Annotated in this window: 14 protein-coding genes; 4 read left to right on the top strand and 10 right to left on the bottom strand. The window is 54.8% G+C overall.

The features are described from left to right. Positions 1–252: 252 nt before the first annotated feature. The 9 genes from K1Y77_RS14785 to K1Y77_RS14745 form a co-directional block, all read right to left on the bottom strand. A complete protein-coding gene (locus K1Y77_RS14785) occupies positions 253–2,340 on the bottom strand; it encodes a TonB-dependent siderophore receptor (protein WP_406567229.1) in 2,088 nt (695 codons plus the stop codon). 111 nt (positions 2,341–2,451) lie between these two features. Next, a complete protein-coding gene (locus K1Y77_RS14780; protein WP_264429233.1) occupies positions 2,452–3,396 on the bottom strand; it encodes a helix-turn-helix transcriptional regulator in 945 nt (314 codons plus the stop codon). A 176-nt stretch (positions 3,397–3,572) separates the two neighbouring features. Then, on the bottom strand, positions 3,573–4,619 hold the full coding sequence (speB, locus tag K1Y77_RS14775; protein ID WP_264429231.1) for an agmatinase: 1,047 nt from the start codon (positions 4,617–4,619) through the stop codon (positions 3,573–3,575). A 12-nt stretch (positions 4,620–4,631) separates the two neighbouring features. Beyond that, positions 4,632–5,921 (bottom strand): M20 family metallo-hydrolase, encoded by a 1,290-nt coding sequence (locus K1Y77_RS14770; RefSeq protein ID WP_264429229.1) that lies wholly within the window; start codon positions 5,919–5,921, stop codon positions 4,632–4,634. 49 nt (positions 5,922–5,970) lie between these two features. After that, positions 5,971–6,690, bottom strand: a complete 720-nt coding sequence (locus K1Y77_RS14765) for an urea carboxylase-associated family protein (protein ID WP_264429227.1) — start codon at positions 6,688–6,690, stop codon at positions 5,971–5,973. Positions 6,691–6,720: 30 nt separating this feature from the next. Continuing rightward, on the bottom strand, positions 6,721–7,539 hold the full coding sequence (locus K1Y77_RS14760) for an amino acid ABC transporter ATP-binding protein (RefSeq protein WP_320055269.1): 819 nt from the start codon (positions 7,537–7,539) through the stop codon (positions 6,721–6,723). Beyond that, complete coding sequence (locus tag K1Y77_RS14755) at positions 7,526–8,224, bottom strand: amino acid ABC transporter permease (RefSeq protein ID WP_264429225.1); 699 nt, start codon at positions 8,222–8,224, stop codon at positions 7,526–7,528. Before K1Y77_RS14755 ends, K1Y77_RS14760 begins: the two co-directional genes overlap by 14 nt. A gap of 13 nt (positions 8,225–8,237) precedes the next feature. Further along, positions 8,238–8,894, bottom strand: coding sequence for an amino acid ABC transporter permease (locus tag K1Y77_RS14750; protein WP_264429223.1), 657 nt, complete (start codon positions 8,892–8,894; stop codon positions 8,238–8,240). A 105-nt stretch (positions 8,895–8,999) separates the two neighbouring features. Beyond that, positions 9,000–9,827, bottom strand: a complete 828-nt coding sequence (locus K1Y77_RS14745; RefSeq protein ID WP_264429221.1) for a transporter substrate-binding domain-containing protein — start codon at positions 9,825–9,827, stop codon at positions 9,000–9,002. Positions 9,828–9,985: 158 nt separating this feature from the next. Here K1Y77_RS14745 and K1Y77_RS14740 point away from each other — a divergent pair, with 158 nt between their 5' ends. Further along, on the top strand, positions 9,986–10,948 hold the full coding sequence (locus tag K1Y77_RS14740; RefSeq protein ID WP_264429219.1) for a LysR family transcriptional regulator: 963 nt from the start codon (positions 9,986–9,988) through the stop codon (positions 10,946–10,948). A 16-nt stretch (positions 10,949–10,964) separates the two neighbouring features. Here K1Y77_RS14740 and K1Y77_RS14735 read toward each other — a convergent pair whose 3' ends face one another. After that, complete coding sequence (locus K1Y77_RS14735; RefSeq protein WP_264429217.1) at positions 10,965–12,968, bottom strand: M1 family metallopeptidase; 2,004 nt, start codon at positions 12,966–12,968, stop codon at positions 10,965–10,967. A gap of 159 nt (positions 12,969–13,127) precedes the next feature. On the opposite strand from K1Y77_RS14735, the gene K1Y77_RS14730 reads away from it, so the two are divergent. The 3 genes from K1Y77_RS14730 to K1Y77_RS14720 all read left to right on the top strand — a co-directional run bounded on the left by K1Y77_RS14730 (position 13,128) and on the right by K1Y77_RS14720 (position 15,872). After that, positions 13,128–13,487 (top strand): hypothetical protein, encoded by a 360-nt coding sequence (locus tag K1Y77_RS14730; RefSeq protein ID WP_030070831.1) that lies wholly within the window; start codon positions 13,128–13,130, stop codon positions 13,485–13,487. Between the two features lie 560 nt (positions 13,488–14,047). Beyond that, positions 14,048–14,254, top strand: a complete 207-nt coding sequence (locus K1Y77_RS14725; RefSeq protein ID WP_030070829.1) for a cold-shock protein — start codon at positions 14,048–14,050, stop codon at positions 14,252–14,254. A 313-nt stretch (positions 14,255–14,567) separates the two neighbouring features. Further along, positions 14,568–15,872, top strand: coding sequence for an MFS transporter (locus K1Y77_RS14720; RefSeq protein WP_264429215.1), 1,305 nt, complete (start codon positions 14,568–14,570; stop codon positions 15,870–15,872). Positions 15,873–16,130 lie beyond the last annotated feature (258 nt).

Raw genomic sequence — 16,130 nt, 5'->3', positions numbered from 1 at the left:
GCTAAACGATAGCAAGATTTAGGCGATAGACTGACGCACACGCCGCCAAAATGATAGGAAAGGATGGGACTTTCCCGGTGGGTAGGCCTGTTGACTGCTCGATAACGAAGGAATGCTACTTTTTTCGCTACCTTATTCGGAGTAGGGCGTTTTGCCTGTAACACTGGCAAATACCTGTTAGCCGCTCATCGGCAAGACGATGAGCGGCTAATGGGGGATAAGATTCTTGGCTATTAAAGCGCTTAAGACAGATCAGAACGCATAATGAAATGAAGCGGTGACGCCGCGTTCGGCACCGAAGTAGCAGAAGTTCAGGTCGTAGCAGGAAGCCACGTACTCTTTGTCCAGCAGGTTGGTGACGTTGAGTCGTGCCGACATGTCCGTGAGGCCCAGGCGACCCAAGTCATAGCCTAGGGTAGCATCGACCAGGGTGTAGTCTGGCACCGTTTCGGTATTGGCGTCATCGGCTTGGATATCAGCGTGATAGCGAATGCCAAGCCCCGTATCTAAGCCAGCAAGTGCGCCGGATTGAAAGGCATAGCTGCCCCACACGGCGAGCTGGTGGCGTGGTATCTGGTTGTTGCGGTTGCCTTCATTGGCATCGCCGGTTTTCTCCAGGGTCACGTCGGTGTAGCTGTAGGCGGTTTGCAGGGAGATAGCATCGGTCAACTGATGATGCGCTTCCACTTCGACCCCTCGGGACTCTATCTTGCCGGTGGCGCGGTGGAAGGTTTCGTTGGGCAGCTTGGTGGAAACATTCTCCTGGGTGATATCGAACAGGGCTACGTTGTAACGATCTTGTGTGCCGGGTGGCTGATACTTCAAACCAAGCTCTACCTGTTCGCCTTCAGATGGCGCCAGTAGGTCGCCGTTTTGGTCGGTGGTGCTATTGGGGCTGAAGGAGGTGGTATAGCTGAGATAAGGCGCTAGGCCGTTGTCAAAGTGATAGAGCAAACCGGCGCGTCCGCTAAGCTGTGTGTCATCCAGTGTGCTGGCGGAACCGCTATCCGGGTCGGTATTGGTGATATCTACCCAGTCGTGGCGCAGGCCTAGGTTGGCGTGCCAATTGCCAAAGGCCATTTGGTCTTGCAGATAGAGACCGGTCTGTTCAAGCTCTCGGTGCTGGCGTGTTGCCGGGTACATCGCACTGGGGTCATCGCCATAGTGGGGGTTGAAGGCATCAATGGTCGGGAAAGCGCCCGAGGTCCAGGTGACGTCATTGTCGCGCTGCTGATAATCAAGGCCTAACAACAGGGTATGGTCCACACCGCCGGTGGAAACACGAGCCTCTAGCTGGTTGTCGACGGTTAGTGCATCAAGCGACTCGTCGCCGCCAGAGTAGTAGCGGTTGAGCTCGGTGGCCGAGGCCCAGCCAAAAGCATAAACCTGATCTAGTTCGACACTGGTTTCGGTGTAGCGCAGCCGTTGGCGAGCACTCACCGCATCATTGAAGTGATGTTCTACTTCATAGCCCACCATGACCTGATCACGTTGGAATTTTTCAAAGGCTTCTTCACCTTCAAAGAAGCTATTTGAGATGCGTCGGCCGTTGCGATCAATCACAGTGCCTTCATAAGGAAGACCTGCGTGATAACCCCCTTCGGGTTCATGCTGCAAATAGGCATGCAGGTTTAGGCTAGTGGCATCGGTTATGTCCCAGGTTAGCTGGGGAGCAATGGCGTAACGCTGCTCTTCTGCTGGGCCGAACTGAGTGTCGGCGGCTCGCGCTAGACCCGTGAGGCGGAAAGCGAGGCGGCGCTCGGCATCCAGCGGGCCGGTAACATCGAACGCGGCGCTGCGATTGGCGTGGTTGCCGAGGCGTAGGCGCAGCTCGCCGCCAGGTTCAAATTCTGGGCGGCGACTGGTCTGTGCGACCAAACCACCGGGAGAGGCGCGCCCATAAAGCACGGAAGCGGGGCCCTTGACGACCTCGATGGATTCTAGGAACCAGGGGTCGACCGAAAGTGAACTGAAGGAGCCTCCATCGCTCATGACTTTGAGACCATCGAGGAAGGTGTTGTTGATGCTGCCGTCGGCGAAGCCGCGCAGCACTAGGTAGTCATAGCGGTTGGAAGCGCCCAGCTGGTTGGTGAACACCCCCGGCGTATAGTCGGCGGCGCGCTGAACACTTTCGGCTCCACGGGATTCCCACTGTTTCCGCTCGACCACTGAGACGGCCTGAGGCGTCTCTATGAAGGGCGTCGTGGATTTGGTGGCAGCGCTGGCGGTCACCGTTAGGGTTTCGAGTGGCTCGTCGGCGAGTAGTGGCATTGAAAGTGGCATGGAAAGTGGCGCAGAGGCCAGCGCGATGGCCAGGGTTAGGCGGTTTAGCTGTGGCATGGATGCTTCTCAGTGTGAATACTTTTGGTAATGAGAATTGTTCCATTTTGTTGGCGTGCTGAGTTATGCGCGCTGGGCGATTTGCTATGCGCGGGACGCAGGTTGGGTTTGTTAATGGCGTTTCGTCAGGCTGCTGGGCTTCGTCAGACTGCTGGGAGAAACACCAAAGGCCCGACGGAAAGCGGTCGTAAAATTGCTGGCATGACGATAACCGCTCAGGTGGGCGGCTTGTTGAATGCTATGCCCATCAAGCAGTAACTCTCGGGCTAGCGTTAGGCGGATGCGACGCAGGTAGTCGATAGGCGAACAGCCGTAGGCAGTTTTGAAGCGACGCACCAGGGTGCTCGGGCTCATCGCGGCGCGCGCCGCTAGCACCTCTAAGCAATGCTCCCGTTCGGGGGCTTCCTCAAGCAGGCGGCGAACCAACTCCAGGCGGCTGGGTGACGCCGTTGCCTGAATGCTTTCGCGGGGCGGTGCCAGCCCCTGAGCCAGTAACTGCAGCGCTAACCCCTGGAAGAGCAGCCGTCGGGGTAGGTCCGTCAAAGGCGAGCGAAAACTCTGCTCTATAGACAGGGTCAATGGTGGGGTAAGTGGCCATGTACGAGATGGCGCCGTCGGAAACGTTTCGCCGCACCACTGGCGCATCGCCGCTTCGTCTAGTGATAGGCAAAGGGTGCGCAGTCGCTGGCCCTCGGGCTGGTAGGCGTCAAGAACTTGCCGTTCATCCAGGCGCACCGTATAGGCCTGTCCTGCCGTCAGCCAGTGCTGTTTTGTGCCCGAACCTAGCCGTACGCGTCCCTCTATGACGACCACGTTCAGCCGCGCTGCCGTGCCCAGTGAGTGCGAAGCATAAGGGTGAACCACTTCGATATCGGAAAGCACCAATTCGACACCAGGAAAGAGCACCATCTCTTCCACCCGGCCTTGGGCAACGGGTAGCTGGGCCACCCGCTCTGGTGGGCATGACGCGGCTGGAAAGCAATACTCAATGCAGTAGCGGTGGCCGTAATTGAGAAAATCCGCAACGGTCATCCGATAAATGCCAGCCCTTGCCATCCCCTCATCCTCTAGACGTTAGCGATAGACAGTAGCGATAGACAGTAGCGATACATGCCATGGTGTCAGTGGCCTACTGCTGTCTTTCAGAACCGGCAGGGTATAAAGACCGAGGAGGCGTTGCATCACTGCAAAGGTCATAGCGCACCACGAAGAATAATAACAAGATAGTAATATTAATAAGAACCATTATCAATAATGCTATTCTTAGCACGATGATGCGCTGACGCTGTTTGCAGTTGATGGTTGGCGTCTACCTGTTCTGCTATTAAGCAGAGCAGCTCGTACATTAGCGTGGCTCCCAGCAGTGCGGTATTGCCGCTGGCGTCAAACGGCGGGGATACCTCTACGACGTCAGCACCGATCAGCGGCAGGCCACGAAAACCACGCACTAGCTGAAGGGCTTGCAGGCTAGTGAGGCCACCTACTTCAGGCGTACCGGTGCCAGGGGCGAAGGCGGGGTCAATGCTATCAATATCGAAAGATAGGTATACGGGGCCACTGCCTACAATACGCCGCGCTTCGGCGACTACTGCCTCGATACCTAGGGTATCGACCTCCTCCATAAACATAACCCGCATGCCGGTAGAGGCCGAGTAGTCCCAGCCCTGGGGAGTATTTTGGGCTCCACGAATACCGATTTGCACCGTGCGTTTTGGGTCAATAAGACCATGCTCACAGGCAAGCCGAAAGGGGCCTCCGTGGTGAAATTTCGAGCCTTGAAACTCGTCCCAAGTATCGGTGTGGGCGTCAATATGGATTAACCCCACCGGACCATTGGTGGCTAAGCCACGCAGAATAGGGTAGGTGATGGAGTGGTCGCCACCGGCGCTAAGGGGGATAACCCCTGCCTTGGCAATCGCCACGTAATAAGCGGCAATATCATCAGAGACGTGTTCAAGATCGTAGATCGATGAAAACCGTACGTCGCCAATATCGGCAATGCGTGCCTGGGCAAACGGGTCAGTTTGGGTAACGTGATGCAGGCTACGCATCATGCTCGACTGGTTGCGAATTTCACGAGGGCCGTGGCGGGTGCCAGGGCGATTGCTCACCCCGCCATCAAACGGAATGCCGATCAGTGCAATATCAAGTGCTTCTAACGAATCGGCTAGCGGTGCCCGTAAGAAACTGGCGATTTCTCGATAGCGTGGTTCCTGGTGCGCGGGGTAACGTTCGCCGGTGGCTGCATTGCGGCGAGTCCCGTCTGTGCCCTTGGTCATTACGTGCCCTCCTTATCGGGTGAGGTTTGCCAGGCTGGCGGCTAATAGTTGGGTGCCCGCCACGGCATCACTGAGCGTGATGTGCTCGTCCGGGTGGTGGCTAAGGCCATGACGGCAGGGCACAAAAAGCATGGCCGTTGGGCAGTGTTTAGCAAGATGAATCGCATCGTGAAAAGCACCTGATACTAAGCGTGTTGTGGTGATCTCGAGCGTATGTGCAGTGTCGTCAAGCAGGCGGGTAAGTGAGTTAGGAAAATCCACCGGCTCAACGTGGGCCAGTGGTGTCAGCGTTGCTTGGCAGTCCGCCCAGCGTTGCTGGGCAAGTTGAGTAAAGGTGGCTTCCAGCGCTTTTAAGGTGGCAGCGTCGGGATGGCGTACATCAATACTGAAAGTGACATGGTCAGGGATGGTATTCACCGAGCCAGGGCTAACGACAAATTTACCAATGGTGAAACGCACTCGGTCTTCACTATCGCAGGCGGCTTCCCGTAGGGCGGTTGCCAACGCGCACGCGCCTTCGAAGGCATCACGGCGCAACGCCCGTGGGGTAGTGCCCGCATGGTTAGCACTGCCTGTTACCGTGACTTCAAACCAGCTAACACCTTGAATACCCTCGACGACGCCCACCGGTACCTGATCGCGCTCTAAGATAGGCCCTTGCTCAATATGCAGTTCAATAAAGGCGTGCATGGGGGTGGCCAGTGGGCGGCGAGGCACGCCTGCAGCATCCAGTTCAGCTAAACAAACATCCAATGCGCTGCCTAGGCTGATGTCGTCGCTGTCTGTCAGCTGTCGGGTGTCTTCCAGGCTTCGTACGCCGCAAAAAACGGCTGAGCCAGACGTGCCTGGCGAAAAGCGCGCGCCCTCTTCATTGGTCCAGCTGACCAGCGATAGGGGGCGACGCGGTGTAAAGCCTGCCTGCTTAAGCGCACGTAGCGCCTCAAGGCCAGCCAGCACGCCCAACGCACCGTCGTACTTACCACCTGCTGGTTGGCTATCCAAATGGCTACCCGTGACAACCGGTGCTAGCGAGGGCTGGCTACCGGGGACGTCAAGAAATACGTTTCCGATAGCATCAACGCTCGCCTTGGCACCCAGGAAGCTGGCCTGTTCGACCAGCCACCGCCGCGCCTGGGTATCGTTATCGTCCAGTGCCAAACGCGCCACGCCGCCATCTGAACGGCCGCCAAACGTGGCAAGCGTTGCCAGGTCATGAGCAAGACGGTCTGGGTTTACCGCCGCCGCGATGGCCTTCAGGTCCATCATGGTGCTGTCGGCTGTGTCATTTATGTGGCTTTCCATCAGGCATGTCCTAGTGGGTGCTCATACAAGCGGTGCTTTACACAGGCGGTTATTCATACACTTCAAAATGTACCTCGACAGGCACACAGTCAGCGCCGTTGATTGGGATGATGTCTTGTGGGCAGGCAGACATGGCCACAATACAGTCCATCTCGGCGCGTAGTTCGACATAGTCACCAGGGGCGGAAACTGGCGGGCACCAATCCACCTTCATTTGCGCATTAACGGGAATGTTCATCCATAGATTCAGTGGTTGGGGTACTTCAGGGGTATCAACACCAATGGCTTTCAGGGCCAAGCGCAGATTGTCGGCACAGCTATCATGGTAGCCTTCGACGCCTAGCGTCATGTAGCGGAACAAGTCGCAGGCCGCCATGAGCGTGTCGTGAATGCCGGGCGAAGTATCGGCTGTCAGGGTCATGATTGGACGCCGCCGGTTACTTATTAACGGATCGCCGACATTAGGAATCAGCGCGCTCAGCCAGGCGCGCCCATGTTCCCAGGACATAAATTCGTTGATGTTATCGGCGCTAAACGCCCAGGTATCACATACTTGAGTGCCATGGGTATTGATGATGCGGAGGGTTTGCCCCGCTTTTAAACGTACCGCCCGACCACCACGAGCGGCAACTTCATAGCGCTCACCCAGGATCGGCGTGCCATCGGGGGAGATGGGGTTTTCCAAACTGTGATTATGGCCGCAAGGTTCGCTGTTGCTGCGCGGTAGTTGCTCGATACGAGCATGGTCAAAACGTGGGTCAGAGCTCATTATATTCTCCAAGTGTCGTCATAATGCGAGCTAGTCGATGTGGCGCTCGCGCCAGGTATTAAGAAACTGCTGCAGCCGCTGGCTTTTAGGTTGACGAAACAGCGTGGCAGGCGGTCCGCTCTCTACGACGCGGCCTTGATCCATAAAAATCACGCGGTCGGCAACCTTGGCGGCAAAGCCCATTTCGTGGGTCACAATCACCATGGTCATGCCATCGGCGGCCAGGGCTTTCATGACATCTAGCACTTCACCTACCAGCTCGGGGTCAAGGGCTGAGGTAGGTTCATCGAAGAACATCACCCTGGGTTTCATAGCCAGCGCCCGAGCAATCGCCACGCGCTGCTTTTGGCCACCAGAAAGGCTTTCGGGGAAATGGCCTGCCCGATCGGCAAGGCCAACTTGTGCTAATAGGGTCATGCCTTCGGCTTCGGCATCACGGCGTGACAGGCCGTTGACCAGACGCAGGGCTTCGGTGACGTTCTCCAGCGCCGTGCGATGGGGCCATAAATGAAAGTGTTGGAAGACCATGCCCACGGGGGTTCGCACGTCATCCACGCGCTTTTCGCTAGTGCGCACCCGTTTACCGTTGCGATCCTCAAAGCCCAACAGCTGACCGTCGATATAGACGCTGCCGTGGTCATAGGGCTCTAAAAAGGCCAGACAGCGCAGCAGAGTTGACTTACCTGAGCCGGAGGGGCCAATCACACAGACCACTTCAGATGGAGTGAGGCTAAAGTCGATGTTGGTCAGCACTTCCAAATCACCAAACTGCTTACTGATGCCGTGTGCCTCGACAATCGCTTTTTGTCGAGCCGGTGAAGACGGCGAGCGCATTTCAGCCATTGGCATGGGAGTTGGCTCCTTGTTGCGCCACAGGGCGCGGTTGTCGATTGGCTAAACGCTTTTCCAGCGCATAGCCACCCCGGGCAACCAGTTCAATCATCAGCCAGTAGAGCAGGGCAACCGCTAAATAGGGCTCAATGACCTGGAACGTCTGGTTAACAAGTGTGGTGGCGTTTTTGGTCAGGTCATCCACCGAAATAATCGAGATCAGCGCCGACTCCTTGACCAAAATAATCAGCTGATTAGTGCCGGGCGGTACGATAAGGCGTGCCATTTGAGGGATTTGAATGCGAATCAGCGTTTGCCAGGGTGAAATGCCGAGCATGCGCGCCGCTTCCAGCTGGCCTTTAGGAATTGATTTGAAACCGCCGCGATAAATTTCTGCAAAGTACCCTGCGCCATACAGGCCAATGCCGGTGACACCGGCGATCTCGGCGTCCAGCCGCAGGCCAATACTGGGGCCACCGTAATAGAGTAAAAACAGCAGGATGAGCAGTGGCGTGCCGCGGCATAGTTCCACATAGCAGGCCACCGGGTACCCAAAGAGGCGTGGGTTAGCAAGCCGCAGAGCTGCCAGCACTAAGCCTAATGAAAGCGCCAGTAAGCAGCCTAAAAAGCAGATCCATAGCGTGTTCCACAACCCTTGCAGAATTAGCGCGCGGGCTTCCCATAGCAGGGTAATATCGAACATAACGGACACTTCCCTAGTCGGTGGCGAGGCCGCCGCTCATACGGCGTTCTAAGTAAGCGCTGATTCGTGCCAGCACCAAGTTAACCGCGAGGTAGAGCAGCGCAGCGGCAAGGTAGGTTTCCAGCGGCTGAAAGGTGCGCGAGGCAATTTGTTCGCTCACCCGCATCAGCTCTGTAACGGCAATTACCGAAATCAGCGATGAGTTTTTAACAATGGTGATGATTTCATTCGTCAGCGGCGGCAGAGTGAGGCGAAATACCTGAGGCATAATGATGCGCCTGCGGGTTTGCCACGCGGAGATACCCGCCATGCGCGCTGCTTCTATTTGTCCGGCAGGAATATGGCTAATGCCGCTGCGAAATATTTCCGCCTGAAACGCCCCGGTATTCAGCGTTAAGGTCAGAATGGCAGCCGAAATGGGAGCTATCTCAATGCCCATTTCGGGCAACAGATAGTAGACCAACAGTAGTTGCAGCAAGATGGGAGTGCCGCGCCAGAAGCTGCGGTAAAGCCCGCAGGGCCAGCGCACCAGGCGATAACGGCTGGTTAAACCAAACGCCAGCAAAACGCCCAGTACTAACCCCAATGCGATGGCGGAAAGCGAGACCACCAAGGTGGTGGTCAAGCCTTTGAGCAGCACAGGGTAGTGGTTGAGCAGAATCTCAAACATGTAGCACTCCTGTCATGTAGCACCCCCATGTAGCGCCCCTGTCGGTTAGCACCACGTCACAGTTAAACGGCAAGCAAGGAAATGGAACACTCACTGTGTGCCGTTTTACTCAGCCGATGGCAGTTCTAACGGGAGATCCATCGGGCCACCGAACCACTTCTCTTGCAGTTCATTCAGGGTGCCGTCTTGGTTGAGACGCTGAATCTGCTCGTCCATAAAGGCATTCAGCGAGGCGCTCTCTTCGTCATCACGTCCTGCCCAGGAGAAGTACACCGGGTCACCGAAAGTGCCAACCACTTCAAAGACATCTGGGCGGGTGCGTTCTGCTTCGAGCAAATTAGGCAGGCTATTAATCACCACATCTACGCGGCCGGTACCCAGCTCGGCGTAGGCTTCGTCAACGCCGGTATAAGTGCGGATATCGGCAACAGGCGTGCCTGCCTCTTCTAGCTGTGCGGCCAATGCTTCGAGTGCTTCCAGCTGGGCAGAGCCCGCCTGGGCAGCGGCTACTTTGCCGGCGATATCTTCAGGGGTGCTGATGTCATCTTCGCCAGCGCGTTTGAGAATCGCCATTGTGGCATCGGCAATCGGTGCGCTTAGGTGGTAGCGCTGCATGCGCTCGGGTGTGGCGGTAACAGAGGTAATGACGTAGTCAAAACGCTCGCGCTCAAGCCCCGGCAAAATGCCTTGCCAGGGTAGGTCCATACGAATTAACTCGACCCCCTCAAGCTCGGTCATGATGTGCTCCATGATATCGGCGGAGTAGCCGACAATTTCGCCATCTTCAATGTATTCAAAGGGGGCGAAACGCGCTTCCGTACCTACCGTGAAGGTGCCTTCAGAACGGATATCGTCTAATAGGTCGCCGTGGGCGGTAGTGGCGAAGCCAATGCCAAGTAGGAGGCCAGCGGTAATAGTCTGAATGCGTTGCATGGGGATGCTCCTCGGATGGTGAGACTCGAATCAGCGGCGAAGGCCAGCTGAGCAAGAACACCTTGAGTTAAGCAGGAGTTATGCAACAATAAAATTGTTATCTCTTGATGTTTATACCCGATTTATTGATGTTAATTGCACCAACGTAGAGCACGCCAATGAAGCTGTCCGCTGCTGACCTTAAAAGCCTCTCTGTTTTCCTTGCTGTGGCTGAGCACCGTGGTTTTGCCGGTGCGCAAACGGCGCTCCATATGAGCCAGTCCGCTGTCAGTTTTCATATCCGCGCGCTTGAAGAACGGGTGGGGTTTATCGTTTGTCGCCGTGGAAGGCAGGGGTTTGAGCTAACCGAGCGCGGCGCCATTGTGTATGAGCGGGCCAAGCTGCTGCTCTCTTCGGTAGATGATTTCGATAGCGAAATGAGCGAGCTGCGCAGCTCTGTGTATGGCACGCTGCGCTTAGGCGTAGTGGATAACACCATTATGGATGTGGATCTTGACTTGCAGGGGGTGATTGGTGAGTTTCTGCGTAAGAACCCGAAAGCGCGGCTGAATATTACGGTGGGAAGTCCTGATCGACTGATTGGAGAGATCGCCAACGGTGAACTACAGCTTGGTATTTTGCCGGAAACCGCGCAAATGGAAGGGTTGCAGCACCGCCAGATCTATACTGAAGTCCACGGCATTTATTGCGCGAAACGGCATCCGCTGTTCGCTCGTGATAGCGCCAAATTAACGGTTGAAGAAGTCATTAATCATCCATTTGTGGTGCGCCCTTACGCGAACCTACAAGAACTTAAAAGTTTTCCTAATGCCCAGGTAGGTGCCCATGCTTCGAATATGGAAGCCCAGGCGCTGCTGATACTCAGCGGTCACTTTATCGGCAATTTGCCGCGTTATTATGCTAACCACTGGGTTGAGCGGGGCGAGCTTAAAGTGCTGCTGCCTGATCAGGTAGAAATTGCCTCGCCTTTCTGTGTGGTGACGCGGGTGGGGCGACGCCCCTCGCTGATTGTGCGTACTTTTATCCAAGAACTCGTGGCTCGACTGTGGCAGCAGTCACATCGGCTCGATACCGATAAGAGCACCGATAACGGTGATCTACCCAGCGATGAGCAGCGATAATGATGGCTGAATGCTGTTATTTGAAATCGCTGGCGGTAAAGGTCACCCGAAGCGCAGACGCGTCGGCTGGCCAGCGGCCCGCTTGTGAGGTGTCAGCGCTTTGTCCGCGTACGACATAGCTTTGCTGTCCGTGGTGGCGCAGCGAGGCGGCGAGTTGGGTGATAGCAGCGGCATTATCGCCGCTCAGCAAACCGATGCGCGTGCCTGGTGCCATCCAAAAGCGTGCTTCCCCTGCATTCGCTATTGGCTGTGGCGGTGCGGGTAGCGGGTTGCCGTGACGCCACTCATTCAGTGCCTCGGTGGTGCCGATCACTAACAGCGGTGGCTGTGTCTCATCCTGCACGTTAACTGGCGTAGCAAGCGCTTCGGCATCTCGCCCTAACACTTGTCGTGCCAAGGGGAGGAGGGTTTCGTCCAGGGCGAGCACCTGCGTGGTTGGGTCAAGCATTAGCTGGCGTAGAATGGCCGGGGTTGGGCCAGGGTGGCGTAGCAGGTCAGCCGCTGGATCTACCTCAAGGGACAGGGGGCGAGCTGTCAAATGCAGCTCGAAGGATTGGTGCGTGTCATGCATGGCTTGGCGTACATTCACTGGGCCCTCTTCGGTGTTGACCACTACCGGAATTTCCATTGGCCAAGGTGCATGTTGGCCGCGCTGGATCAGCGTACCGCTGATGCGGTAGCCCTCGTCATGGGCTTCTGTTTGTATGGATTCTACATGTAGCGTGGGGCGTCCCGGACGGGTAAGCCAGGCAGTTAAGAAGGCTTGTTGTGACTCGCCAGAGGCCAGGCTGAAGGCGTCAATTAGTGCCGGCCAATCCGCCGTGCGGTGCATCCATTCACCTGCAAGGTGGCGTAGGCCGTTGTCAAACGCCTCATCGCCAATGCGCTGGCGCAGCATATGAAAAAGCATCGCGCCGTGCTGGTAGCCAATAAGGCGGCCCGCTGGGTCGGGGGCTCCACGAAAATCTTGCAAGGCGATTTCTTGGCTGTTGGGCAACGCCGCTAGGTCGGCCAGCCAGCGGTGTCGCATAGCATCGGCGTTGTCGCGCTGCTCCGCTAAGGCGTAATCGGCTAGATAGGTGGTGAGCGCTTCGGCCCAATTGCCGCTGGAGTAGTCAACATTGACCCCTGCCCCCCACCAAGCGTGCATCAGTTCATGAGGCAGCGAAGTGCTAGGAATAAAGGGTAGCGGGATGACCCGCTCGCCAAGCAGCGTAAAACCAGGAAAGGCAAGACCGATAGGCGCGGGCGATGCTGCGATAGAGAAGCTTTTATAAGGTAGCGGCCCCAGGCGTGCTTGAAAGAGTGCCAATTGTTTGGTGGCGTGTTGCAAATACGTCTCTCCGAAGGCGGTATCCAGCGCTTCGGGAAAGAGCGTGCGCAGAGTTACCCCGTCAACCTCACGTTCGCGAAGCTGCCAGGGGCCAGTAGCAATTTCTACATCACGAGTGTGCGGATGATAAAAGTGCGCCACATAGTGATCGCGTGTGCGTTGCTCTTCTATCAATGAGCCGGTGGCGACGGCGAGCTGCCCATTGAGCACGCTAACGGTTAACCCTAGAGGCATGGCGGAATCGCTTAGGTCGGGGTACCAGCCGGCACGGCTAGGTAGCAAGCTACCATCCGTTGCTACTTGGAGACGGCTGTTGGAACTGGCGTCTGGCAGCGTGCCTTCCCAGCGAAGTGTAATGGGTGTCGTGTTGTCTGCTGCATTGGTAACTGTGGGTAGCTGCCAGTGCCCATCAGTATCTTGAATAATCGTCAGTTCTTCATCGCCACGCTGCGCCGAGGTCAGCGTTAAGCCCTCAAGTAAGCGAAAGCGGCTTGAAGTAGAGAGAGGTTGACGCAGTTCGCCTTGAAGCGTCCGAGTGGTGGGGTCGAACTGAATGAACAGAGTGCGCTGCTCAGCTGATGCCGTGGTGGGTTCTCCCCAGACGTGTCCTGCTGTCAACAGCCATAAAAGAACACTTAGGGAACTAAGCCATAATAACGGGCTACGATAGCGTCGGCATGGGAACATTCGATACCCCTAGGCAAAAATAGAAGATTTATACTCTTGCGTGGCGTTAAGATGAGCAAAGTCACACAACGCCTTGTACAACTATCCGTAAACAACCATCTGTAAACAACCATCCGTAAACAATCATCAGTCATAAGCAATTATCAGTGGGGGGACGCAATGAGGCCACTTCGAAAACGTATCGGTCTAATGGCTGTTACTCTGCTGCTTGTAACCCTTATCACTGGATGTCGTGGCCAATTAACCGTAACGGTGCCGTTGACTATCTTAGCGAATAATCCCACTGCCTTTGACGACAACCAAATAGTGACCCATGGCGTGGTACGGCATTTTAATGATCCACTTCACTATTGGATTGAAGACGAACACCTCAATCGCGTTGAGGTTTTTCCTCATCAGCAAATAGCCCCATTTCTAGGTGACGTCGTAGAGGTAGAAGGTCGGTTTCAGTTTTCACCGCATGAGGGGCGACGGCTAACCTTGGCCCGGGTAGAGCGGGACGTTTCAAGCACTGAATGAAGGTAGTCTTCCTGGTAATCGCTTCACTTTGTAGAGTGTCACGTCATGTTATAGAGTGGGCTTTGTTGTTCGCTCTGTGTTTGCTTGTACAGCTAATGTATAAAAAATTATGGCCGTTGGCCAGAAGAACCGCAACCTAGCGCTATTTTCTGGCTTGCCCCCTATCGTTGATTAGAGACTTCTTGGTCATTTTTTCTCATTTGAAATATTTTCTTATAAATTATTTATTATTAGTGACTGAAAAGAATAAGCGGCTCCCGATCACAGGTAATTACTAATATTAACCATTAATGTGAAGAAGCTTGTATGCATGTAAGCTTATGCATAAGCACTTATTGAAATATTTATGGAAGCCGTTTTTTCTTATTTAAATCTTTTTTATGACTATGGTTGACGGGAGTGCTATAGAAGCGCAGACTGATTGCAGTTGGTTAGCAAGTCGAACGTTGTCAGCAGTATCGAAGCATTTTAGCGTTGAGCCTGGTGAAAGTTTCTTGTTCTGCCCTCTGTAACTCGGGTATTTCCCCGGCATTAATTTCGCTAAATCGAGGATTTCGATCATGGCAACTGGTACCGTAAAGTGGTTTAACGACACTAAAGGCTTCGGCTTTATTTCTCCTGAAGTTAGCGGCGACGACTTGTTCGCGCACTTCTCCGAAATTCAAGCAGAAGGCTTTAAGTCCCTGCAAGACGGTCAGAAGGTTTCTTTTGACGTCACACAGGGCCAAAAAGGCCTTCAAGCTTCTAATATTAAGGTTATGGAATAAACCCCATACTGCGATATTAGCTACCGACTAGTTCGGTAAGCTTTAAAACCCCGCCAAGTGCGGGGTTTTTGCGTTCTTAACTATTTATTTTTTACGTTGTTTTTAGCCTGTCTCTATAAAAAAGTCCTTTTATTTATATAGCCGGCCCAGGTTATAAAGAGTTGATCTGCCTGTTCTTTATTTTCGTTGGAAATGATTGGCTGCTATTACGTCGTTTAGCAATTATGTCTCTGCATTGCTCATCTTGGATGTTGCTACGACAATAACCTAATTGGACTTGCATTCACGCAGCATGTGACAGCGGAGACCCAGGATGAAGACCTTATCGAACATGGGGTTTGCTCTATTTGGGGCAGCCCTGGTCGCGATTAGCTATGGGCTTGCACGCTTTGCGTTTGGCTTATTCGTGCCTTCCATTAGCGCAGAACTGGAACTAACAGCGTACTTAGTCGGTATTATTGGGGCTCTGCCGTTTATTAGTTTCGTGTTGGCGACCCTATTTGCTCCGCTCGCCGCGGATCGGCTAGGGGCGCGGAACCTGGCGGTGCTCTCTGGTGGGTTCGGTGTGGCAGGTCTGGTCGTTATCAGTCAGTCGTCAAATGCCTTATCGCTTGGTGTTGGGGTGTTTATTTGTGGCATCTGCACGGGGTTGATGATGCCTGCGTTGACCGCTGCGATGCAGGCGTTGGTTAGCCGAACGATGCATGGCCGTGTTAGCTCTATTATGAATGCGGGCACGAGTGTCGGGATTATTGTGGCGGTGCCGACCGTTATATTTCTAGCTGATGCCTGGCGCTTTACTTACTCAACGTTTGCCGTGTTAGCAGGCCTGGGGGTGGTGGCCGCGTGGTACTTTATCCCCTCGGTTTCACGTGTAATACCCGCCAATGCAGCTCCGCCACCGCCAATTACGCGGTTGCAATGGTCACGTCTTATCCGGCTTTCACTCTTTGCGTTCGCAATGGGCGTTGTGTCTGCACCGTTCTGGCTGTTCGCCCCTGATTTGGTCGTCACCCTTGGCGCGTTGCCTGCTAATCAAACCGGTTGGCTTTGGTTTGCCGTGGGGCTTGCTGGGCTTGGGGGAGCCATGGTGAGTGATTTAGCTGACCGCAATAACCCGCCTATCACACAAGCATTAATGCTGATGATGCTCTCTTCAAGCCTAGTATTGCTGGCTGCTAGTCCAGATCAATTAGGGCTGGCGATGTTTGCAGCGCTAGTATTTGGCCTTGCCTATATGAGTTTAACGGGTCTGTATTTAATGACGGGCATACGGCTATTGCCAGGACGGCTTTCTATGGGGCCTGTGCTGCCATTTATGGCGTGCGCATTGGGGCAGGCAGCGGGGTCCCCGGTGGTGGGTATGCTGGTAGATAGTTCTGGCTATGCCTACGCGTTTTCGGTGTTTTCTGCTATTGGCATTGTGGTGGCGATCTTATCGCCTATTTATCCAGGCCATATTGATTACTGGGCAGACTGGACGGAGGAAACAGCAGAAGAAGCGCAAGAAGAGCAGCCATCTGTTGAAGATACTGGCCTTCAGGCAGCCTACGACCACCAGCTGCTTGACGAGAACGGCGAACCCATTGAGCCTGTCGCAATAAACGAAGCACAGTAACGGCGGCCCTCGTGGTCTTAAGAGGGGCGAGTGACTTTTCGCCAAGGCTTGCCTTCGCAGGTCGCATAATTTATGCAGTCGGCTAGGCAGCCACGGCAAGGTAATCGCGTTGGCGTTGTTGCTGGCGTCGGTTTTGTTGGCGCTGTCATTGTCATCGTTTTGGGCCTTTTTAGAGGATGGTACGGTTAATCTGGGCGCCATGGACTAATAGGGTGTGGGCGCTATTAGTTACTTTAACACCCCCTTACCCGGTAACCC

Origin of the sequence: Halomonas qaidamensis (genome assembly GCF_025917315.1) — a bacterium.
GTDB lineage: Bacteria > Pseudomonadota > Gammaproteobacteria > Pseudomonadales > Halomonadaceae > Vreelandella > Vreelandella qaidamensis.
Note: the sequence above shows the minus strand (reverse complement) of the source record. Positions and strands in the feature narration are given on the sequence as shown.